This is a genomic window from Bradyrhizobium sp. BRP56, assembly GCF_020194035.1.
Classification (GTDB): Bacteria; Pseudomonadota; Alphaproteobacteria; order Rhizobiales; family Xanthobacteraceae; genus Bradyrhizobium; species Bradyrhizobium australafricanum.
Map to the genome: position 1 here is coordinate 1 of NZ_JADYVV010000052.1, position 21865 is coordinate 21865.

Genomic DNA, 21865 nt, shown 5'->3' on the forward strand with positions numbered 1-21865 from the left:
CCATCGGCAGGATGCGCCGCTTTATTCCCCGCAAGACGGATCTCGTAACCCTCTCGACCGCCAGATTCCGCCAGTTCATCGCCGCCTACAACAACACCCCGCGCAAATGCCTTGACTACCGCACGCCCGCCGAGTCCTTTGCTCAAGTGTTGCACTTCGAATGTGAATCCACCTCCCGGCCTGCGCCGGGACGACATTGAGTGTGTGGCGAGGTCTGTGAGTCACGCATCCGCATTCTCGCGACATGAATGTCCAAACTTCATGTCGAAAGATCCGCAACACCGGCGAGGCGTCGCCGCGATCGATGGAGACCGTTCATTACACGGATATTTGCTTCGCCCTGGCGAGGCGTCCGGGAACGCATCAAATGCGGCTGACGTTATGCTGGTATCGCAATCTCGCGGGCTTGGCGGATGTCTCGTCTCCGTCGCGGCTGTGCCTGTCGCTCAAGCCTCACCGCACCATCTCGGACCAGCACATGTTCAAGACCAAATTTGCCATCGTCGTCGTCGCCGGCCTCGTCCTCGCACCGGCCCAGCTTCTCGCGCAAAACACCGGCGGCACCCCGCTGCCGCCGAGGCCAGGCGACCGCGCCGCGCCGTCGAACGGCGTCGGCGGCACTGCGCTCCCGACCCAGTCCGGCCAGCGCGTCGCACCGTCTTCCGGCACCGGCGGCGGCAGCGCCGCACCGGCGCTTCCGGGAGGCCCGACGGGCACCACCACCGGTAATGCCGACAACCCGCAGCGGCGATGACGTGAGCCAAGCTTGCGCGGGAAGTCCTGGCGTGAACGCGCGCCCGATCCGATCGGCGATGGTCTGCGCCGAACGTCCACTCGATCATTGATCGATGAAACGCTGCGCTAGGTCGCGCCGGCCGGCTCTGCGGCCGGTTCAACCGGCTCGACTTCGGCCGTCACAAATTTGAGCCCGTAGGTCTTGCCGCGACGCCAGACCACCTTGCAAGGGTAGCGCTTGGCGTGATCGGCGAGCAGCGTCAGCGCGAGGCGGTCACTCACTTCGAACTCGACCTCGGTGGTGATCTTGGCGCCGCCCGGCGAGATGTCGACCACGGCGCATTCGCTCTCGGTCGCGCCGTCGTCGACCGTGATCCAGGCCGCACGATTGTTGAGCTGGCGCCGCGGCTCGCGACTGACCTTGATCCGTGCTCCATTGCTCGCCATCGTCGCCGTCCTTGAAGCCATTGGTCATTGAAAGAAATTGCACGCCGCGCACGTCGCTCGACGCGCCCGGCACAGAACCGCAACGGCCACAATGCCGGCCCCCCGTAAAGCCCGGCTTAGCGCGATCGCTTGAACTTTACCGGAATCTTGACGGGGCTTTTAGCGAACAAGGATTCTGCAATTCCATCAGCGGGATACCGGCCGCCTCGGCAGCCGCCGGCTTGACACGGAGACTGCACTCTTGGTGAAGTGGCGGCCGTGGCGTTGACCACATCCCTGCAACAAGAGCGCTTCAAGCCGCCTTTTCCGACGGAAACGACCCATGCTGATCCCCCTCGCCGACGTGCCGCGCTGGTATGCCGAACGCAAGCCCACGGATGCGATCGCCATCAGTCATGGCGCGGATGCGCTGACCTGGCTCGAGCTCGAGCGCCGCGCCAATGCACGGGCGCGCGCCTTCGCCGCCAAGGGCGTCAAGCCCGGCGACTTCGTCGCGATCGGGCTGCCCAACAGCAACGCGTTCTTCGAGACCACCTTCGCGGTGTGGAAGTGCGGCGCGACGCCGACCTCGCTGTCATGGCGGCTGCCGCGCGGCGAGGCCGCTGCGGTGCTCGAGATTCTGAAACCGTCGCTGGTGGTCGGCGGCGAGGCCGACTGGAATGCGCCGAATTCGCTGCCGGTGAATTTCGTGCCGGACGGATTCTCCGAGGAGCCGCTCGATGCGCCGGTCGCGCGCTACTGGAAGGCGATGACGAGCGGCGGCTCGACCGGGCGGCCGAAGGTGATCCTCGATCACAACCCCGCGGTGATCGAGACCACGGCCGAGGCGACGCTCGGTATTGCGCGCGACACCTCGCTGCTCAATCCAGGGCCGCTGTATCACAATGCGCCATTCATCCTCTCGCACTTTGCGCTGTTCGGGGGCGGAAGGGTCACCGGCATGGTGAAGTTCGACGCCGAGGAGACGCTGCGGCTGATCGAGCGCGAGCGCGTGCAGTGGGTGAATTTCGTGCCGACCATGATGCACCGGATCTGGGCGCTGCCCGAGGAGGTGCGCAGCCGCTACGACGTCTCCAGCCTGAACATCGTGTTTCACATGGCAGCTCCGATGCCGCCGTGGCTGAAGGAGAAGTGGATCGAATGGCTCGGCCCCGAGCGGATCTGGGAGCTCTATGGCGGCACCGAGCGGCAGGGCGCCTGCGTGATCTCGGGCGTCGAATGGATGGCGCACAAGGGCTCGGTCGGCAAAATCGGCGAGACCGCGAAACTGCGCATCATCGGCGAGGACGGCAACGACGTCGCGCCCGGCGAGACCGGCGAAATCTATTTCCTGCCCAATGACGGCGCCGGCTCGACCTATCACTATCTCGGCGCAACGCCGAAGCGGCGGCCGGATGGCTGGGAGTCGCTCGGCGATATCGGCCGGCTCGATGAAGAAGGCTATCTCTATCTCGGCGACCGGCTCGCCGACATGGTGCTGCGCGGCGGCGCCAACATCTATCCGGCCGAGGTCGAGGCCGCGGTCAGCGAACATCCCGAGGTGCGCTCCTGCGTCGTGGTCGGGCTGCCCGATCCGGAATTCGGCCAGCGCGTGCATGCAATCCTCGAGCTCGCCGACAACGCCGATGCGCAAGCGATCGCCGACGGCATGGGCGATTTCCTGAAGGACCGGCTCAGCCGCTACAAGCATCCGGAAAGTTTCGAGCGCGTCGGCACCGCGCCGCGCGACGATTCCGGAAAGGTTCGCCGCACCATGCTGCGCGACGAGCGCGCCGCGTGGATCAAGGACAACCGCGCCTTCCGCATCATGCCGGCGCGTGTGGCAAAAACCGAATAGGTTCAATTATCTTGCGAGGGGCAGGTCTGCACGCCACATGAGCTGTGCAGGCGGCCCTGCAAGGTATATCATTCCATCTTCCCTGCCGGCAGAACCTCGGTCTACCTTGAGGTTCCAGCGCCCTGCACGCCAGGAGATCCCTTGATGCCCTCCACGACCGAATGGAAAGTGCCCGCGGCCTTTCAGCCTCGCCCCGAAGATTACCGCTACGATCTCGATCGCGCGCTGATGAGTGTGGTCGGGCTGCACTCGATCATTCCGCCGGATGCTTTCAGCGCCGAGACACTCGGCACCGAGCGCGCCGGCAATGGCGTCCTGATCGACGACGGGCTGGTGCTGACGATCGGCTATCTGATCACTGAAGCCGCCACGGTGTGGCTGCATCTCGGCGACGGCCGCGCGGTCGAGGGCCACGCGCTCGGCTTCGATTTCGAATCCGGCTTCGGCCTGGTGCAGGCGCTCGGCCGGCTCGATCTCGAACCGCTGCGGATCGGCTCGTCGGCGGCGACCCAGGTCGGCGACAATGTGGTGCTCGGCGGCGCCGGCGGCCGCACGCGCTCGGTCGCAAGCCAGATCGCAGCGAAGCAGGAATTCGCCGGCTACTGGGAGTATCTGCTGGACGAGGCGATCTTCACCTCTCCGTCGCATCCGAACTGGGGCGGCACCGGACTGATCAACAATGCCGGCGAGCTGATCGGCATCGGCTCGCTGCAGCTCGAACGCGAGCGCTCGGGCCACGCCGAGCATGTCAACATGATCGTGCCGATCGATCTGCTCAATCCGGTGCTGGACGATTTGCGCAAGTTCGGCCGGGTCGACAAGCCGGCGCGGCCGTGGCTCGGCATGTTCACGACCGAGATCGACAACCGCCTCGTGGTGGTCGGCGTCGCCAGCAAGGGACCGGCGGCGCGCGCCGAACTGAAGACCGGCGACGTGATCCTCGCGGTCGACGGCGACAAGGTGACGAGCCAGGCCGGCTTCTACCGCAAGCTCTGGTCGCTCGGCGCGGCCGGCGTCGACGTGCCGCTGACCATCTATCACGAGGGCGTCACCTTCGACGTCACGCTGACCTCGATCGACCGCATAAAGCTGTTGAAGGCACCGCGGCTGCATTGAGGCAAAGGGAAGAGGCAGCGGCGATGAGCGAGGCGGTGGTTGACGACATCGTGGCCGTGCTGCCGCCGCTGTTGCAGACGCTGGAATCGCTGTCCTTCGTCGCGCGCAACCTCAATCCGCCGGACTTCGATCGCGTGATGCAGATCGCGGGCGAGCCCGAAGAGGCCTTGCAGGCGGTGCGGCCGCGGCTCGCGGACTGGCCGGAGAAATTCGCGCACATCAAGACCGCGCTGGAAGCTGCGATCGAACCGGCGCTCGCCGGCTACGCAGGGCTGCGCGCCGTGCAGAACGGCGAAGGCGATCTGGTCAGCGTATTCCGTGCGCTGCGCTATCTGCCGCGGGCGCAGGAGGCGCTCTATCCCTTGACCGAGTTGCCGCCGGTCAGCGGCTTCTTCATCGCGCCCGATCTCCGCGAGGATGCCGAGCTGCAGGCGAAGCTCGCCGCCAAGTCCAACGCCGACACCGGCATCTTCCATGAGCGCAACGAGCCGGGCAGCCGCGGCGGCTTCTCGATGTACGTGCCGGAATATTACACGCCGGATCGCGCCTGGCCGCTGGTGATGGCGCTGCATGGCGGCAGCGGCAATGGCCGCGGCTTCCTGTGGAGCTGGCTGCGCGATGCGCGCAGCCGCGGCGCCATCCTGGTAGCGCCGACCGCGACCGGCCAGACCTGGGCGCTGATGGGCGAGGACACCGACACGCCGAACCTGAACCGCATCATCGACCAGGTGCGCGCGCGCTGGACGATCGACGAGACGCGCATGCTGCTGACCGGCATGAGCGATGGCGGCACCTTCAGCTATGTGAGCGGGCTCGACGGCGCCTCGCGCTTCACGCATCTGGCGCCCGTTGCCGCGACCTTCCATCCGCTGATGGCGGAAATCGCCGACGCGGAGCGGCTGCGCGGCTTGGCGATCTTCATCACCCACGGCCGGCTCGACTGGATGTTCCCGGTGCAGACCGCGCGGCAGACCCAAGGCTTGCTGTCGGCCGCCGGCGCCAGGGTGACCTATCGCGAGATCGACGATCTCAGCCACACCTATCCGCGCGAGATCAATGCGGAGATCATGCAGTGGCTGAATGGTGAGCGAGCCGACAGCACCTGAGGGATCGTATCCCGTCATTGCGAGCGAAGCGAAGCAATCCATTGTCACCGAGCATGCGGGCAGATGGATTGCTTCGTCGCTGTCGCTCCTCGCAATGACGTTGCGGGGAGAAGATTACCCGTTCACTCGCGGCTTGAGCAGGTCGGGGAAGCCGACCCGGTGCAGCATTTCGTTGCGAACGCGGTCGATCACGCCGAATGCGACATCGGCGCCATCTTGCGTCGGATCGATGTGGACGCGGAACGGCCGCTTGCCGAACGGCGTGTCGACCACCTTCACGATTGCGTCCGCGACCGACGAGGCGTCGGCATCCTCGGGCACGATCGCCGCGAACGCCTTCATGATCTCCTCGCCGAAGCCGGCATAGGGACCGGCCTCGTATTCGGCGACGCGGGCCTCGTCGGCGGGACGGCCGGAATGCGCAAAGTGGTTGGTGCCGCCGGTGAAGGCACCGGGCACGATAATCGAGGTCTCGATGCCCCAGCGCGTAAGCTCCCGGGCATAGATCACGGCCATCGCATCCATGCCGGCCTTGGCCGCGAAATACGGCGCCAGATAGGGCGGCGTGCCGCCGGCCGAAGAGCTGCTCGACACCCAGACCACGAGTCCCCTGCCCTGCTTGCGCAGCTGCGGCAGCGCCGCGCGATTGACGCGTTGGGTCGACAGCACGTTGATGTCGTAGAGCTCGGCAAGCTGCTCGGGCGTGAAGGCCTCCGCCGGGCCGAACACCATGTGGCCGGCGTTGTGCATCACGACGTCGAGGCGGCCTTCCTCGGCGACGATCTTCGCAATCGCCGCATCGACTGACGCCTGCGAGCCGACATCGAGCTCGAGCGAGCGCAGGTCGACCTTGTTGTCGCGCGCGAACTCCTCGATATCGGCGACCGCGGCGGCGTTGCGGCCGGTGGTGTGGCGCATCGAGGCGTAGACGGTGTGGCCGGCCTTGGCGAGCGCGTTGGCGGTGAGGCGGCCGAAGCCGCTCGAAGCGCCGGTAATGACGATGACCTGTTTCATGACACGTATCCTTGTGAAGTCGGTTGAATGCGAGTTGGGTTGGAGATGTGCGGGCGTCAGACCAGGCCGCCATTGGCGCGCAGCGTCTGGCCATTGATCCAGGAGCCGTCGGGGCCGGCGAGGAAGGCCACGGCATTGGCGATGTCATCAGGCGTGCCGAGCCGCTCCAGCGGCACCATCCTGGCGAAGCGGTCGATCAGCTCGTCCGACTTGCCGTGCAGGAACAGATCGGTCGCGGTCGGCCCGGGCGCGACCGCATTCACGGTGATGCCGCGGCCGCGCAATTCCTTGGACAGGATCGCGGTCAACGACTCGATCGCGGCCTTGGTCGCGACATAGATGCCGTAGGTCTCGAGCTTCGTGCCGACGACGCTGGTCGAGAAGTTGACGATGCGTCCGCCGTTGCGCAGCCGGCGCGCCGCCTCGCGCATGGTGTTGAAGCTGCCCTTCAGATTGACCGCGACCTGCTGGTCGAACGCGGCATCGTCGCTGTCGGCGATCTTGCCGAGCTTCATGATGCCGGCATTGTTGACCAGCACGTCGACGCCGCCGAAGGCGGCTTCCGCCGCGTCGAACATGCCGCGCACCGCGTTGGCATCGCTGACATCGGCCTTCGCGGTCAGTGCCCGGCCGCCAGCGGCCTCGATCCTGTCCGCCACCGCCTGGGCGGACTTGGCGTCGCCGGAGTAGTTGACGACGACGGTGAAGCCGTCCCTGGCGAGGCGTTCGGCCACCGTCGCGCCGATCCCGCGCGAGGCACCCGTCACCAGGGCTACCTTGTTGGTTTGGTTGGTCATTTTAGTCTCCCATCGGGTTGTGCGGCCGCTCCGCGTTCGATGGGAGGACGCTACGCCTTGGAATTCACCGGATAATCATGCATCCTCTGGCATTACTATTCGTTATTACCGGATAATAGATGGACCGTTTCGACGCGATGCGCGTGTTCACCCGGGTGGTCGAGCGGCGCAGCTTTTCGCTCGCCGCCGAGGATCTGGGGCTGCCGCGCTCGACGGTGACGGACGCGGTGAAGGGGCTGGAGGCGCGGCTCGGCGTGCGGCTGCTCGAGCGCACCACGCGCACGGTGCGCCCGACGCTCGATGGCGAGGCGCACTACCGCCGCTGCCTGTCGCTGATCGCGGATCTCGAAGACGCCGAGGGCGCGTTCGGCGGCGCGCGGCCGAAGGGGCTGCTGCGGCTCGAGGTGCAGGGCACGCTGGCGCGGCACTTCCTGCTGCCGAACCTGCCGGGCTTCCTCGCCGAATATCCCGACATCGAGATCAACATGAGCGAGAGCGACCGCTGGGTCGATCTGATCCGCGAAGGCGTCGACTGCGTGCTGCGCTTCGGCAAGCTGCCCGACAGCGACATGATCGCGCGGCAGGTCACGATGCTGGAGCGGCTGACCTGCGCGACGCCGGATTACTTTGCGCGTTTCGGCACGCCAGTCGATCCGTTCGCGCTCGACGGCCATCGCATGATCGGCATCCGCTCGCTGACCACGGGACGCCTGCGGCCGATGGAGTTCGTGATCGACGGCGCGTTGAAGCAGTTTCCGCTGCCGGCGCCGATGTCGGTGACCGGACCCGAGAGTTATCTCGCGAGCGCCAAACTCGGTCTCGGCCTCGTGCAGGTGCCGCGCTTCCATGCCGAAACCGATCTGGCAAACGGAACGCTGGTCGCGGTGCTGCAGCAATGTCCGCCGCCCTCGGTGCCGGTAAACCTGCTCTATCCGCGCAACCGCCAGCTCTCGCCGCGCGTGCGCGTGTTCATCGATTACGTGATGCGGGCGTTCGCGCGCAGTTGATCGATCGCCGGAACCACAGCGAGCCCGGCGACGTTATGCTTCCGACACCGGAGGGATTGAGCGATGCGGACCTTTTTCGGCATGATTTTGGGCGCGCTGCTGCTGACATGCGGCGTTTATGTCTATGACTCGATGCGGACGTCGAGCGTCGCCAATGGCGAGGTGGCGCAGGACACGCGCACCATCGTCAATTGGGACGTCGCAGCGCATGACTGGAACCTGTTGAAGACGCGCACCCGCGAGCAGTGGGACAAGATCGCGGCGAAGTAACGATTGTTTTCAAGCCGACATAATCATATCCGCAAAACTTGTCATGCCCGGCCTCGTGCCGGGCATCCACGTCTTTGCTTCGCTTCGACAGAAAAGACGTGGATGGCCGGGACAAGCCCGGCCATGACGAAAACCAACGAAACGAGCACTTCGCATGGACCTGTCAGCGCTCCTCAACAGCAGGGGCCAAAGGCTAATTCTGCTCGGTCTTGCGGCCCATATTGGCCTTGCGGGCGTCGGCGATCACCTGCTCGAACTGATCCATGCTGAGCACGCCCGGCACGCGGTACTTGCCGACGATGAATGACGGCGTGCCGTTGAAGCCGAACGCCAGCGCCTGCTCGTTGTTGCGCGAAAGGATCGCGTCGATCGCCTTGGCGTTGGCGTCGTGATCCTTCTTCAGGCGGTCCATGTCGAGGCCGGCGCCCGAGAGCAATTCGGCGATGCGCGGCTCGGTGATGCGCGAATTGACCGAGATCATCGCCTCATGCGCGACGTCGAACTTGTTCTGGTACTTCGCCGCCAGCGCCATCCGCGCCGCGACCTTGGAGACCGGCCCGAGGATCGGCCAATCTTTCAGCACGAGGCGGACCTTGCCGTCGTCCTGCACCACCTGGCGCAGTTCCGGCGCGAGCTTGCGGCAATAGGGGCAGTTGTAGTCGAACCATTCGACGATGGTGATGTCGCCCTTGGGGTTGCCGATGTCAGGAATATCCGGATCGCGCAGCACCTGCTCCTCGGTCAGGACATTGTCGTCCTCGGCGCGCGCGGCGCCCGCGGCCATGAGCGCGATGCCGGCACCGATCAGGCCGAGCGCGCCGCGGCGGGTGGCACCGGCGTTGATCAGGGGCGATTTTGTCAGTTGGTTCATGGCTGGCTTTCGCAAGAGCTCTGCGCCCTTCTACGTTCAGGACACATTGATGTTACGCAGCAGCATATAGATCGCCACCACGATAATCACAGTCGCAAACACGATATTAAGCGCGCCGCGCCGTTCCGACAGGTGGCGGGCGCTGCTTGTGCCGAGAAGGCCGCCCGCGATGCCGCCGGCGACGAATAGCCCCGCCAGGCCCCACGACACCAGCCCGGACCACGCATAGCTCAGGGCCGTGGTCATGCCGAAGGCGGTGACGGCAACCAGCGAGGAACTCACCGCGTTCATGATCGGCATCCCGGTCGCCAGCATCAGCGCCGGCACGATCAGGAAGCCGCCGCCGATGCCGAAGAAGCCCGACATGGTTCCGGTGGCAAGCCCGAGGCCGATGATCGCGGGCATGTTGGACATCGAGATCTTGACGTCGGTCAGCCCGACCCGCGCGCGGTTCTTCAGCATCAGGCCCGCGATGACCAGCATCACCAGCGAGAACAGCGCGAGCAGCTTCTGCCCCTCCAGCATCTTGCCGAGGATCGAGCCGCCGAACGCGCCCAGCATGCCCGACAGCGCGAACACCAGCGCGCAGGACCAGATCACGGTGCCGCCGCGGGCGTGGTTGGAGAGATTGACCGCGGCGTTGGCCGCGACCGCGATCGCCGAGGTGCCGATCGCGACATGCGGCTCCGGCACGCCGACCACATAGACCATCAGCGGCACGGCAAGGATCGAGCCGCCGCCGCCGACCAGGCCCAGCGAAAAACCGACCAGCATGCCCGATGCCAGCCCAAGCATGCTTTGAGTTGCGGAGAAGACCAAGGGGAACAGGCTCGCGTTTGAGGCGGCGACCCTAGAAGGATTTGCTGCTCAACGCCATACCAATAGCACAAAACTGCCCTGCAGCCGGACTCTCTATATCAGCATGATCTCCGCGCAAACGCGTTGCGTTTGTCGCGAGGGAAAACCGGTTCCCACTTTTCCGGATCATGCTCAGCGCAGCAGATATGTCACAGCCAGCGGCACCAGCAGCGAGGTGACCAGCGCATTCAGGCTCATCGCGATCCCGGCAAACACGCCGGCGACCTCGTCGACCTGGAAGGCGCGCGCGGTGCCGATGCCATGGGCGGCGATGCCCGCCGCAAAGCCGCGGGCGCGAAAGTCGGTGATGCCGGTGAAGTTCATCAGGGGCGTGACGATGATCGCTCCCATGATGCCGGTGAGGATCACCGACACCGCGGTCAGCGAGGGATCGGCATGCAGCGATTCGCTGATGCCCATCGCAACGCCGGCGGTGACCGATTTCGGCGCCAGCGACAGGATGACGTCGCGCGGCAGCCCGAACGCCTGCGCCAGCAGCACCACCGAGACGATCGCCGTCAGCGAGCCGATCGCGAGCGCAACCAGCATCGGCAGGATCGCCGCCGCGACCCGCCGGCGATTCTCGTAGAGCGGCACTGCGAGCGCCACCGTCGCCGGCCCGAGCAGGAAGTGCACGAACTGCGCACCGGCAAAATAGGTGGTGTAGGAGGTCCCGGTCAGCAGCAGGAATACGCCGATGATCCACACCGAATGCAGCACGGGATTGGCGAGCGGGTGCCGCCTCGTCTTCAGCGACACCGCGTCGGCCGCCGCATAGGTCAACAGCGTCACCGTCAGCCAGAGCAGCGGCGACTGCGAGAGATAGACCCAGAGCGAGAACGAATTGTCGTTCACGGCCTCTCCTCCTCGCGCGACAACAGGCTGCTCGCCGCAACGAAGGTCGCAACCGTCGCCAGCAGGGTGACGATGACCGAAACCGCGAGGATCACCAGGACCGCGATGCCGTGCTCGGCGAGCAGATCGAGCTTCTGCACCACGCCGACGCCGGCGGGAATGAACAGCAGCGAGAGATTGGCGAGCATGCCGCGGCTCGCGCTCTCGACGCCGTCATCGCCGAGCGGCCCGCGCGCCAACGCCGGAAAGCGGTCGCGCGCCAACAGCAGCAACAACAGCAGCACGAGACCAACCACCGGGCCCGGCACCGGTACCGCCAGCGCGCGCACGGCGACCTCGCCGACCAGCTGGCAGAGCAGGATCAGGCTGAGGCTGGCGATCATGGCAGGAAGCTCACGCGAGACATCCGCCTATCAGGTCGGTGTGGCGGGACCTTGTCAATGCGCGGGTCTTGGATGCGTGCGCAGATCTTGGGCGCCGCTTTCGAATACGTCACACCCTCTCAGACCGTCATCCTGAGGTGCGAGCGGAGCGAGCCTCGAAGGATGGACGGCCACTACCCGGGCCGTGCATGCTTCGAGACGCCGCTACGCGGCTCCTCAGCATGACGGGATTAGCCTTCCGCCGCGACCACACGCGGCTCCCGCCGCGCCAGCGCCATCAGCGTGCCGCTCATGGTCGCGACCAGCGTCTCGACGCCGTCCTGGATCGCGTAGGCGCGGCCGTCGCAGACTGTTAGTGTGCGGCCGGGCTTGACCACGACGCCGCGGAACACGAACCGCTCGCCGCGCGCCGGCGCCAGCAGATTGGTCTTGAACTCCACGGTGAGGATGTCGGAGCCTTCGGGCATCAGCGTGAAGGCGGCGATGCCGCAGGCATTGTCGAGCCCCGCGGTGATGATTCCGGCATGCACAAAGCCGTTCTGCTGGCAAAACTCTGGCGCATAGGGCATCGCAAGATCGACCTCGCCGGGCTCCATCCGCGCGATCGAGATACGAAGCGTCTGCATCGCGCGCTGGCGCGCGAATGTATCGGTCGCGACCGCGCGATAGTTTGGATTCTTCGGTTCGAAACGCGGCATGGCGGTCACGCGATTGCGGACTCGGACGGCACGAGATGCGGCATCGCCGCGTAGCGGATCGCCGGCGCGAACGGCATCGATCTGCGCGCGGCACGGTCGATATGCACGGCCGCGATCTCGCAGGTCGCGGCGATCTCGCCGGTCTCCGCATTGCGCATTTCGTGCAGGATACGGATCGACTTGTCGCGGAACTCGACCAGCCGGCTCTTGACCTCGACGAGGTCGCCGGCGAGCAGCTCGCGCTTGTAGGAGATGTTCTGTTGCACGGCGGCCATGCCGCGGCCGGACTCGCGCAGGTAGCTCGGCGTCAGGCCGAGCCGCGCGAACATGTTCCAGCTCGCCTCGTCGAACTTGCCGACATACCACATGACGTTCATGTGGCCGATATGGTCGCAGTGCCAGGGATAGACCGTGCCGCGATAGGTCGCCTCGCCCTCCATTGGATCCCTCCTTCGATTTTTGATACGGTAGCGTATCAGGGACGAAGCAGGCTAGCAATACGGTACCGTATCAAAGCATGATCCGGGAAAAGTGCGAAGCGGTTTTCCCTCGCGACAAACGCAACGCGTTTGCGCGGAGATCATGCACAAACAAGCGATTAATGCGCGATGACGATCCCATCGCGCATTATGGATGCGCGGAGATCGCATGACTGAAAGCAAAGGCGGCGTCTGGGTCGCGGCCGGCTTCGCCGAACTCGCGCATAGCGGCGTCGACGGCGTGCGGGTCGAGGTGCTGGCTAAGAATCTCGGCGTCACCAAGGGCGGCTTCTACCGCCGCTTCAGGGATCGCGCCGCGCTGCTCGAGGCCATGCTGATGCGCTGGCGCGACGGCCGCATCGCATCGATCGAGAAGCACACCGCGCTCGACGGCGCCAGCGCGCGCGAGCGGCTGAAGGCGATCATCACGCTGTATTCGGAGCGCATGAACACCGAGGCGATGGCGGTCGAGCTCGCGATCCGGCAATGGGCGCGCACCGATGAGGCCGCTGCCGCTGCCGCCGCGAGCGTCGATGCCGCGCGGCTGAAGAATGTCGCCCAGCTCTATCGCGCTACCGGGCTGCCGACTGAAGAGGCCGATGCGCAGGCCTTCCTGTTCTACTGCTTCATCTTCGGCCAGAGCCTGCTGTTTCTCGAGCGCGGCCCGCGCAAGCGCGCGCAATTGCTGACGCAGTCGGCGGACAAGCTGCTGACGGAAAACCCGTAGAGAGAGTTGCAGCCAATAGAGCCGGTGCAAACGGAAAGCGGCCGGCTTACGCCGGCCGCTCGCCAAACTCGGTCGGCTCGCTCAGGCGCCCTTCAGGCGCTTGTTGCATTCGCTGTAATAGCCGCCGCCCTTCTGGATCCACTTCAGGCCGCCATTGCCGCCGGTGGCCTTGTTGGCGTTGTACTGGTCGACGCAAGTGTGCATGCGTCCCTTGCCTTCGGACTCCTTGGCGTATTTGGGATCGATGGCGTTCGGAAATACGGCGGGTCCTGCCGGCGCGGCGGGCGCCTGCTTGGCTTCCTTCGGCGCGGCCGGAGCGGGCGCGGCGGCTGCCGGCGGCGGAGCGGCGGGCGCCGCGGCCGGGGTCGCGTCGGCGCCGCACTGCGCCTTGCGGAAATCATTCCACTTCTGGCCGCCGAGGGTGCCGGCCGACTTGGCCGCCTGGTACTTGGCGCTGCATTCCTGCGCGGTCAGGGCCTGCGCCGGCGCGCTCGCCGCAAAGGCTGCAAAGCCCGACACCGCAAGCACGCACAACAATCTGGTTTGAATGGTCATCGCTGGTCTCCCGTCATCCCTGGTTTCCCGTTGGTTTCCCGTGGGGAGCATTGGCGTAAGACCATTATCCTAGCGCAACCCCGACTTGCGACAACGCGCCTGCGCGCCTGCGCGTTAAAATATTGTGGCGGCCGGACCGCTGCATGTTCATCCACGGTTCAGCATCGTCGCGCGACGTTTCGGCCCTCTTTCCCTCACGAGGTGCCCCATGAAGACGATTTCCACGCTCGCGTCCGCAACCGCCCTGGCCTCCCTGCTGCTGATGGGCGGAGCTTTCGCGCAAACGGCCGCGCCCGCCGCCAAGGACGCCGCTCCGAAGGCCGAGACCAAGGCGCCGGCCGAGAAGAAGCCGCGCACCGCCGAGTCGCTGGAATGCTCGAAGGAAGCCGACGCCAAGGGGCTGCACGGCAAGGAGCGCAAGAAATTCCGCTCCGAGTGCAAGAAGGAGAAGTCGGGCGGCGCCGCTGCAGCGCCCGCGGCGACGAAGTAACGTCCGGACAGGTTTGATCCGATTCGCTCTCCCCATCGGGGAGGGCAATCGCGAACGCGCTCGATCGCTCGACGAACCCGTGATGCCCGGCCTTGTGCCGGGCATCTGCGCGTTGGCTTGCGCGTGGCAAAGGCATGGATGGCCGGGACGCCTGCGCGAACACGCGCTTCGCTTCTGCCCGGACATGACGAGTCTGTGGGATACTGATCGCAATCCCCGGCCCGTTTCGAAGGGTGAAAATCTGTGCGCCGGGCGAGCTGGAGCGCAATGCTGCAATCGCGAGATGCATTTGTCGCGTTCACGCGAATTTGCCATAAGGCGGCGTGACCCTGATCCGCGCTTCGATGGCAACGGCCATTCCCGACCGCAGCAAAGTCCTGAACGGGCTCGAGACCCTTGTCATCGGCACCGTCGGCGGCTTGCTGTTTCTGTGGGCAGAATTGCCGGGCGGCCTGATCTCGGGGGCGATGGTCGCGGTCGCGATCGCCGCATTGGCCGGACGGCCGCTCGCGGTGCCGGCGGTGCTGACGCAATCGGTGCTGCTGTTGCTCGGCATCTCCCTCGGCTCGCTGATGTCGCAGCAATTGCTGCAGCACATGAGCTCCTATCCGCTCACCATCGGCCTGCTGGCGCTGGCGACGTTCTGCTCGACCTTCGGCTCGAGCCTCTACCTGCAACGCGTCCATGGCTGGGACCAGACCTCGGCTTTCCTCGCCGGCAGCCCGGGCGCGCTGTCGCAGATCACGATCCTCGCCGCGGAAAAGGGCGCCGACGTCGCGGCGATCGCGGTGGTGCAGACCATGCGCGTGATCATCTTGACCGCGGCGCTGCCGCTGGTGCTGGCGCTGACCGGGGTGACGCATGCAGCGCCGCCGCCATTGCCGACGACGGTCGCCTCGCCGTTCGGCCTCGTCGCGCTGGTCGCCTTATCGATCGGCGTCTCGCTGCTGCTGCGCTGGATCAAATTCCCCGCCAGCTGGATGTTCGGCGCGATGCTCGCCTCCAGCCTGCTGCACGGCTCCGGGCTGGTCGATGGCGGCCTGCCGCCCTGGCTCCGCAACGTCGCGTTGGTCGGCATCGGCGCCATTATCGGCACCCGCTTCGCGCGGATGAAAACCTCGACCCTGCTCAGTCACGTCAATGCCGGGCTCGGCTCGTTTGCGATTGCCATCCTGATCTCGGCCGTGTTCGTCGCGGTGATCGGCTTCACCACCCATGTGCGGCTCGCCGATGTCGTGGTCGCCTTCGCGCCGGGCGCGATGGACGCGATGCTGGCGCTGGCGCTGACGCTGCACATCGACCCGATCTTCGTCGGCGCGCATCATCTGTCGCGCTTCCTGTTCGTCACCATCTCGACGCCGGGCATCATCCATCTGTTCGGCCGGCCGCAGGACGACGTCGACGATTAGGCCCCCTTTGTCCCGTCATCCTGAGGAGCGCGAAGAGCGTCTCGAAGGATGAACGGCCCGGTCAGTGCCCGTGCATGCTTCGAGACGGCTGCTTCGCAGCCTCCTCAGCATGACGGATCGAGAGACGGGCGGGCTTTATCCGTGGAAGCGTAGGATGGGTAGAGCGCAGCGAAACCCATCGGCTTCGTTCCGCAGCAAGGATGGTGGGTTTCGCTTCGCTCTACCCACCCTACGGGCTTATGCCCGCGCGGCTCGCATCACGCCCCAGCCGGCGATCACGGCCATCAGCAGCGAAATCAGCACGTTGTAACCGGCCAGCGAAATGCCGAGGAAGCGCCACTGCACCTCGTCGCAGCGGACCACCTTGACCTTGTCGAGCTGGTCCAGCAGCGAGCCGGCCTTGCCGAAATCCACCATCGGGCCGGTGCAATCGGTTGGCCCCGGCCAGAACCCCCATTCGACACCGGCGTGATAGGTGCCGAGCCCGGCATTGGCGAGCGCGGCGAGGCCGAGGATCGCAAGGCCGGCGAGCAGCACCGGACGCGGCGCGCCGCGGGCGGCCGCGAGCGCGACCAGGGCGCCGAGCGGCACCGCGAGGTAATAGGCATAGCGCTGCTCGAGGCAGAGCGGACAGGGCATGATCTCCAGCACGAGCTGGAAGAACCAGGCGCCGGCCAGGGTCGCCGCCGCGATCACGGCAATCGCCAGCGCCGAGGTCAGCGCCGGATTGCCGGCGGCGGAAGCATGCGACGGATGGGCGGTGGCAATCGTCACGTCGGTCCTCCGGGGAGCATCGTTCGGGAGGGTCATGGGCCCTGCTCCAAGGTCGTCGATTGCGGTCGTATCGCGTGAAAATACCGCTGTCGAGGCGCGGGACAATCACATCCGCGCGGGTTGACCGTGACGGCCGCCGTCCGTCGCGGTCAGATCGCGTTCAGTCGATGATGCGTGGGAACGCGCAGGCCCCACTGGGTCATCGCCCCCTGCAGCTCATCGGAAAAGAAAAGACTCGGATTGAGCAGCCTGCGTTCATGTGCGTCATCGAGATCGACGAACGGACAATACCGTTACGCTCGCGCCTCCGTGCCGGAGTACGTTGCCGCAGCCGCAGCCGCGGCCGGGCATGGGCACGGTGGCAGGCGGCCGCCGCCGGGCAAACTCTTCCGTGACTGCCATACGGACGGGCGACGGCTTTGCGTCGTCCTTGGGGTCACACCCGCCGGAAATTCCGCTGCCGGGGCGCGGGACATCCCGCCCGCGCGGGTTGACCATGACGGGCCGCCCGCTATAGTCCGCCGCGCTTCGCGACCCCAGCCTTCCCGGCCGGGACCATTGCGAATGCCCCTGTGGCGGAACTGGTAGACGCGCTCGACTCAAAATCGAGTTCCGCAAGGAGTGCTGGTTCGATTCCGGCCAGGGGCACCATTCAGCGTAGCCGACAAGCCGTCCGCACGAAGGCTCGTCCCGACGTAGCCCGAAGGGCGAAGCCGAATCCCGCCGCTGGGCGCCATTCGCGTGCGATCCAGGCCGTAAACATTCGAAAGACCTCCCCTTTAGCTAGAGGCGGCCGGTTTCCTGCCGCGCCCGAGCGCGAATTGACCGACCGGGCCCTCCACGTGGAATTCAAGCCCCGTCATTTTTGCAAACAGATCGATGTTGCAGGTGCCGATTGCGCAGCCACCAAGGCCCATGTCGGTCGCCGTCAGATAGAACGTCTGGATCAGGTTGCCGACGTCCTTCAGGATCAGCGAATATGCGATTGAGCTGTATTTCCAGGAGATCCGCCCAAAGCGCGCGGCGATCGTGATCAAGACCTGCGGTGGACCGGATGCGTCCATGGCAAACTCGGCCGCCGTAGAAAGCGCTTGGAGTTGTTGGGCGGAGGTGTCGATCGCGACAAGCGCGTGGCTGCCCGCGTCATAGTGGTAAAGTCCACGTGCAAGCTCCCCGCAGTTCAAGACCGCCAAGTATAGTTCCAGCTCATACGCGCCGCCTGCCGACGGATAGGGTCTTGCGCTGTAGGTGACCTCGGGACCGCCGTCAAAATCTGCGCCGATCTTCCATTCCGACAGCACGCGGGCTGTCGTGTCGAGAAACTGCGCGAGCTCGGCGAGCGTGACCGGATGCTGGTCGTCGAAATCTCGTATTGAATGGCGTTCGCGCAACAGCTTCGCGAAGTGCGAGACCGACCCCGACGTGGAGAATTTGCCGAGGTCGATCTTCTTGCCGGGCCAAGGCGGGCGCACCGCGGGTAGCGGTGGAACGACGCCCGCATGGGTGAACGCGCCGCCAACTGGATTGGTGTGCCGGCCCTCCGTGCTCCGCGTATGAAACACGAGATCGTGGAAGTCCCAGAGAACGAGATTGCCGTCGCCTTCATTCACCCGAAGGCCGTCGCCGTCTTTCGCATTGAGCTTGATCAGCATCTTGCTGTCGAGCAGCAATCCGAGCAGATCGAGGTTGGCGGAGGCCGCATGGCGGCGAAGGTTGCTGATCTTCTGAGGCCGCGACAGGGCAGCGAGGGTGGCAGCGATGGCGGGATCGAAAATCCGAAACAGCGCGCCAGCGCGCGGCGATTCCAGCACCATCTCGCTGCCGCGCCGGCGCAGATAGGCGAAGCGCGACAACACAATGGTATCACCGTTCCCCAGCTTTGCACGTTGTGGCCAGTATTCGGCGACCTGCGGCTCGATGACCACGAGGTCTTGCTCGTCACGCGGAGAGTATAGGCGGTATTCGAGAAATCCATGCCCTGCCAGTCGCCGCACGAGGGCATGAACCTGCCTCGCGAGGACGCCTTTGCCCGCAAAGGAGGCGAGCGGCAGGCCGCTGGTGAGATGTCCCGCACGGTCGACCGCTGCCGCGCTGAATTGTCCCAGATTGATCGAGTAGCCGCCCAAGCCTGCAGCGATGCTTCCGTCCGCCTGCATGTGAAGGGAGCAACGACCGTTCAATCGGGCGACGATGACGGGTGCGATCTTCCTGAGCTTCGTTTTCCGGAAGTTGCGCAACGAGCCAGCCTTCAGGTGTGTGGAAGGAATGGCGTGAGCTCGCTTTCCAGTCGCGGACGGTTCAGCAATCCGAGCTTCATCGGAACATCGTAGAGTCGGCCGGGCGCGAAGCGGCGATAGAAATGCCGCAACCCCGGAACGAGCACTCTGACGACGGGCACCTGGACATCGGGCCGCGTCTGGTCGAGCACGAGGAAATCAAATCCCGCGCCGGTGGCAATCTCGATGCAGGCATTGACCTGGTCGCGCGCGTTGTCGTGAACCTTGAGGCTCGGCGCCGACGGCACGATCGGATTGTCGCTGGGGATCAGGAACGGATAATCGTCCAGTCGCAGCGGCGTGACACCGTCCAGCGTCGGCTTCTCGCCACTTCCGCCGCCCATCATGCCAATCGACATGAACTGGGTCAGCTCGGTGAGGGAACGCAGCAGGGCTATGCGGCGATCGAAATGCGAGCCGGAACCGAATTCGATATTTTCGTGCCCGTTCTGCGTCCAATGGATGATCGCCACGTAAGAGGGAATGCCGAGATCGCTGGTGATGTCGAGCACCCAAAGCCTGCGCCCCGCATCGGCAAGCTGGGATTGCAGATCCCGCACATAGGGATCTTCGAATTGCGCGAGGTCGACTTCTGCACGTTGCAGCCGGTTGTACCACCAGATCGCGTAGGCGTCGCGTTCGACCAGTTCGAGGAAGCCTTGAACGATGGCTTCCTCCCGGGTGTTGCCGGCCGCGCATCCGTTGGAATCCGTGTGGAAGCCGCCATAGAAGAAGTACAAGAGACCCGTTGGAAGATGTTTGAAACGCTTGTCGCGTAACGACCAGACCGGCGACCACTCCGTCTTGGTCGAGGGATCGAGCGGTTCAGGCACCAGATGTGAATCGTCCGGCTGCGAGGTATGTCTGTTTTGAAACTGCGCGTCGCTGAAAAGCTGTACTTCGTTGGGAAGAAGAGCGTCGCCGGGAGCGAAATCGACAAAGCGGCGCTTCGTCCTGATCTCGTCGCCCTGGAAAATGCCCGAATAGCGCTCGATCGCCTCCATCAACGCGCTGGCCTCGCCCTGCTCGGCTGTGGAGCCCTTGCCGAAGCTGCCGCCGCTCAATCCGGATCTGAGTTGGTCGACGTTCCAGGCCGGCGCCGAGAAATTGTGGTAGGCGAAAAAATTCGTGTTCATCGGCAGATCGGCCTCGATCCGCTCGAGCCGCGAGACGACGCCGGTCAGCGGACTGACGTGCTTGCGGAACCGTGCTACGGTGGCTCGCGACGTCACGGCGCGGTAACCGCCGCTGGTCATGACGAGCTTTCCGCCCTCCGCGATCTCGATCGGCGCTGCCGCCCGGCGCGGACTCTGCAGCTTCCTGCTGCCGCAAATAGGACACTGCGGGCGTCGCGCGACGTAATGCTTGGCAATGACGGCACCGGTCAGGTCGAAGCTTGCGATGTGATCGCGCAGATCGGTACGAAATCCCGAGGCAATCGCTTTTGCGATTTCAACAGCAGCGAAGTGGATGCCGATTTGTCCGACGGCGTCGCCGACCAGGGGCGATACGGCGACCACCTGCGCCGCTCTGCGATCGAGAAATCCCTTGATCTCCCGATTGCGTATCATGCGATCGAACAGGCAAGTCCAGCAGGCGCTCTCGCCCGGCTTGAACACGGGTCCCACCAGCGGAAACACGCCGGACGGCTGCGCCAGCAGCCAGGGCGTCCCATCGCCAAAGCGCTTTCCGTTCAATTCGACGAGCCGCCGGTCAAGATAGTCGTTCGCCAGTGTGATCGTGAGCTTGGGCGACCGCTTGGTGATCCGAACACCGAGCTTGCTCAAGGCCGCGGCAAGTTCGTTGGCGCCTTTGACATCGATGGCTTCGACCCGCACGGGGCAATCGCGGAGATTCTGTTCTGCGACCTCGGGGGGGAGGCCGAGACTCGCCCAATATCCATCGACGGCGCCTGCGAACGCGTGCGGCGCGCCGCTTACGATATATCGGCGCTCTAGCAGCCGCCTGATCGCTTCCTCGATCTTGTCGGCGGGAAAATTCTTTGAGAGCTGCCGAACGATCTCTGGTGCAGCCTTACCATTTTTGCCGATCGCCGCGGTCACCGCACAATAGAGATCACCGTGCAGGAAGAATTTGCGGTTCTCGGAGTAGAGGCAGACCACATCGGGAGGAATCACATAGGCGGTGAAGTTCGGCGCGAATCGCAAAATGCCCTTGCGGCTCTGCTTCGCGGTGCGGCTCTTGCCATTGACTGTCATCGGGGCGGCACGCTGATCCTGTTGCTGTCACTTCCGATCGCCGGCGCGCCGCCGACCATTGGCAGCGCGCGGCTTGTGCGCCGCGTTCGGCCACCGGCATTCTGCGAGCAATTTGGATCACACTCGCCCACCGTCGGCAAGCTGATCAGCCAGGCGCGGCCGAATGTGTAACGAAAGCAAAAAATTAGCCGGGTCGTTCGGGCGCCCGGCCAATGAAATCGCGACGTGTCGACGCCCAGTCAGTGAGCGCTAGCACCAGCGGCAGCGGCCCCAGGATGCACAGCAGCCTGCGCATGAGACCAATGGCACGCCTACGCCGATCCAACCAACGCCGCAGCCGCCACATCCACCGCAACCGACACCGCAACGGCAGCCTCTGCAGGCCCTGCATCCTCCGCAACCCCTGCAGCCTCCGCAAGCTCTGGCGCCTCCGCAGCCACGGCAACCACCGCATCCCCGCGCGAGCAGCACGCGGCCTCCGACGCTTTCATCGTCGATGAGATTGAGGTGGAAGGTGGCGAGACTGACGTCGGCGAGTTCTTCCTCACTGAGCGTCGTCATATGGCCCGGCGCGAAGCTCGGCTTGTGTTGAACGTCGCCGGTGGGCACGGCGGAGGCATATGCGCTGCCCGCGAGCGAAAAAGTCAGACCGGCTAATCCCAGCGCCGGTACCGCGGCGTTGGTCGTTCGCTTCTTTCTCGAAGCTTGCTTCGCCCGCTGCATGGCCGCATCCTCCCAGTTTGGAAGAAAGGACTTCCGAAGCACGATCTTACGCCGAGCGAACGAGGCAGACAAGAATTACGACATACACAAAATGTAATAGAACTCGTTCTGATTGCATTCATCTTCATGAACGATATCGCGCAATTTGGTCGATTAAATCGAGAATTCGCGCCCGTGGAGCGGATTGCAACGGGTGCAACATGATGCAGCGCAATCGTC

At 65.0% G+C, this 21865-nt stretch carries 22 protein-coding genes, 1 tRNA gene and 1 pseudogene; 11 read left to right on the forward strand and 13 right to left on the reverse strand.

Annotation, left to right across the window (positions count from 1 at the left end; all coding sequences use genetic code 11):
- Both I6F38_RS29920 and I6F38_RS29925 read left to right on the forward strand, forming a co-directional pair.
- A pseudogene (locus tag I6F38_RS29920) lies at positions 1–200 on the forward strand (hypothetical protein); the annotation flags it as partial.
- A gap of 167 nt (positions 201–367) precedes the next feature.
- Positions 368–754 carry a hypothetical protein gene (locus I6F38_RS29925; protein WP_225162926.1) on the forward strand — a complete coding sequence of 129 codons (387 nt, stop codon included), beginning with the start codon at positions 368–370 and terminating at the stop codon, positions 752–754.
- Positions 755–861: 107 nt separating this feature from the next.
- Here the strand turns inward: I6F38_RS29925 and I6F38_RS29930 are convergent, their stop codons facing one another.
- Positions 862–1182, reverse strand: a complete 321-nt coding sequence (locus I6F38_RS29930; protein WP_225162927.1) for a PilZ domain-containing protein — start codon at positions 1180–1182, stop codon at positions 862–864.
- Between the two features lie 322 nt (positions 1183–1504).
- Between I6F38_RS29930 and I6F38_RS29935 the strand changes: the two genes are divergently transcribed.
- From I6F38_RS29935 to I6F38_RS29945, 3 genes are all read left to right on the forward strand, one after another.
- Positions 1505–3019 carry an AMP-binding protein gene (locus tag I6F38_RS29935; protein ID WP_225162928.1) on the forward strand — a complete coding sequence of 505 codons (1515 nt, stop codon included), beginning with the start codon at positions 1505–1507 and terminating at the stop codon, positions 3017–3019.
- A gap of 144 nt (positions 3020–3163) precedes the next feature.
- The gene (locus tag I6F38_RS29940; RefSeq protein ID WP_028342559.1) at positions 3164–4135 is read left to right on the forward strand and encodes a S1C family serine protease; all 972 of its coding nucleotides are present in this window, start codon (positions 3164–3166) and stop codon (positions 4133–4135) included.
- Positions 4136–4158: 23 nt separating this feature from the next.
- Positions 4159–5241 (forward strand): phospholipase, encoded by a 1083-nt coding sequence (locus I6F38_RS29945; RefSeq protein WP_225162929.1) that lies wholly within the window; start codon positions 4159–4161, stop codon positions 5239–5241.
- Between the two features lie 114 nt (positions 5242–5355).
- Here I6F38_RS29945 and I6F38_RS29950 read toward each other — a convergent pair whose 3' ends face one another.
- Positions 5356–6255 carry an SDR family oxidoreductase gene (locus I6F38_RS29950; protein WP_225162930.1) on the reverse strand — a complete coding sequence of 300 codons (900 nt, stop codon included), beginning with the start codon at positions 6253–6255 and terminating at the stop codon, positions 5356–5358.
- Positions 6256–6311: 56 nt separating this feature from the next.
- Positions 6312–7052 (reverse strand): SDR family oxidoreductase, encoded by a 741-nt coding sequence (locus I6F38_RS29955; RefSeq protein WP_225162931.1) that lies wholly within the window; start codon positions 7050–7052, stop codon positions 6312–6314.
- Between the two features lie 119 nt (positions 7053–7171).
- Between I6F38_RS29955 and I6F38_RS29960 the strand changes: the two genes are divergently transcribed.
- Positions 7172–8059, forward strand: coding sequence for a LysR family transcriptional regulator (locus I6F38_RS29960; protein ID WP_225162932.1), 888 nt, complete (start codon positions 7172–7174; stop codon positions 8057–8059).
- A 63-nt stretch (positions 8060–8122) separates the two neighbouring features.
- Positions 8123–8329, forward strand: coding sequence for a hypothetical protein (locus tag I6F38_RS29965; RefSeq protein ID WP_092087973.1), 207 nt, complete (start codon positions 8123–8125; stop codon positions 8327–8329).
- A gap of 193 nt (positions 8330–8522) precedes the next feature.
- Here I6F38_RS29965 and I6F38_RS29970 read toward each other — a convergent pair whose 3' ends face one another.
- From I6F38_RS29970 to I6F38_RS29995, 6 genes are all read right to left on the reverse strand, one after another.
- Positions 8523–9200: a DsbA family protein gene (locus I6F38_RS29970; RefSeq protein WP_225162933.1), complete on the reverse strand. Its 678-nt coding sequence runs from the start codon at positions 9198–9200 to the stop codon at positions 8523–8525.
- 36 nt (positions 9201–9236) lie between these two features.
- Entirely contained in the window at positions 9237–9974 is a 738-nt protein-coding gene (locus I6F38_RS29975; protein ID WP_051003131.1) for a sulfite exporter TauE/SafE family protein, read from the reverse strand.
- A 216-nt stretch (positions 9975–10190) separates the two neighbouring features.
- Positions 10191–10913 (reverse strand): LrgB family protein, encoded by a 723-nt coding sequence (locus I6F38_RS29980; protein WP_057016186.1) that lies wholly within the window; start codon positions 10911–10913, stop codon positions 10191–10193.
- Positions 10910–11296 carry a CidA/LrgA family protein gene (locus tag I6F38_RS29985; protein WP_018269670.1) on the reverse strand — a complete coding sequence of 129 codons (387 nt, stop codon included), beginning with the start codon at positions 11294–11296 and terminating at the stop codon, positions 10910–10912. The genes I6F38_RS29980 and I6F38_RS29985 overlap by 4 nt, the downstream gene beginning before the upstream one ends.
- Positions 11297–11526: 230 nt before the next feature.
- Positions 11527–11994, reverse strand: coding sequence for a PaaI family thioesterase (locus I6F38_RS29990; RefSeq protein WP_225162934.1), 468 nt, complete (start codon positions 11992–11994; stop codon positions 11527–11529).
- 5 nt (positions 11995–11999) lie between these two features.
- Positions 12000–12434, reverse strand: coding sequence for an acyl-CoA thioesterase (locus tag I6F38_RS29995; RefSeq protein WP_225162935.1), 435 nt, complete (start codon positions 12432–12434; stop codon positions 12000–12002).
- A 208-nt stretch (positions 12435–12642) separates the two neighbouring features.
- Between I6F38_RS29995 and I6F38_RS30000 the strand changes: the two genes are divergently transcribed.
- Positions 12643–13200: a TetR/AcrR family transcriptional regulator gene (locus I6F38_RS30000; RefSeq protein WP_225162936.1), complete on the forward strand. Its 558-nt coding sequence runs from the start codon at positions 12643–12645 to the stop codon at positions 13198–13200.
- An 81-nt stretch (positions 13201–13281) separates the two neighbouring features.
- Here I6F38_RS30000 and I6F38_RS30005 read toward each other — a convergent pair whose 3' ends face one another.
- On the reverse strand, positions 13282–13755 hold the full coding sequence (locus I6F38_RS30005; protein ID WP_225162937.1) for a hypothetical protein: 474 nt from the start codon (positions 13753–13755) through the stop codon (positions 13282–13284).
- 208 nt (positions 13756–13963) lie between these two features.
- On the opposite strand from I6F38_RS30005, the gene I6F38_RS30010 reads away from it, so the two are divergent.
- Together I6F38_RS30010 and I6F38_RS30015 are read left to right on the forward strand one after the other, a co-directional pair.
- Positions 13964–14245: a PsiF family protein gene (locus tag I6F38_RS30010; RefSeq protein WP_168857374.1), complete on the forward strand. Its 282-nt coding sequence runs from the start codon at positions 13964–13966 to the stop codon at positions 14243–14245.
- Between the two features lie 344 nt (positions 14246–14589).
- Positions 14590–15654, forward strand: a complete 1065-nt coding sequence (locus tag I6F38_RS30015; protein ID WP_225162938.1) for an AbrB family transcriptional regulator — start codon at positions 14590–14592, stop codon at positions 15652–15654.
- Positions 15655–15891: 237 nt separating this feature from the next.
- Here I6F38_RS30015 and I6F38_RS30020 read toward each other — a convergent pair whose 3' ends face one another.
- Positions 15892–16464, reverse strand: a complete 573-nt coding sequence (locus I6F38_RS30020; protein ID WP_225162939.1) for a disulfide bond formation protein B — start codon at positions 16462–16464, stop codon at positions 15892–15894.
- Between the two features lie 530 nt (positions 16465–16994).
- On the opposite strand from I6F38_RS30020, the gene I6F38_RS30025 reads away from it, so the two are divergent.
- Positions 16995–17079 (forward strand) — tRNA-Leu (locus I6F38_RS30025).
- A gap of 128 nt (positions 17080–17207) precedes the next feature.
- Here I6F38_RS30025 and I6F38_RS30030 read toward each other — a convergent pair.
- Entirely contained in the window at positions 17208–18584 is a 1377-nt protein-coding gene (locus I6F38_RS30030; RefSeq protein WP_225162971.1) for a SagB family peptide dehydrogenase, read from the reverse strand.
- Positions 18585–18676: 92 nt separating this feature from the next.
- Positions 18677–20923, reverse strand: a complete 2247-nt coding sequence (locus I6F38_RS30035; RefSeq protein ID WP_225162940.1) for a TOMM precursor leader peptide-binding protein — start codon at positions 20921–20923, stop codon at positions 18677–18679.
- Positions 20924–21865 lie beyond the last annotated feature (942 nt).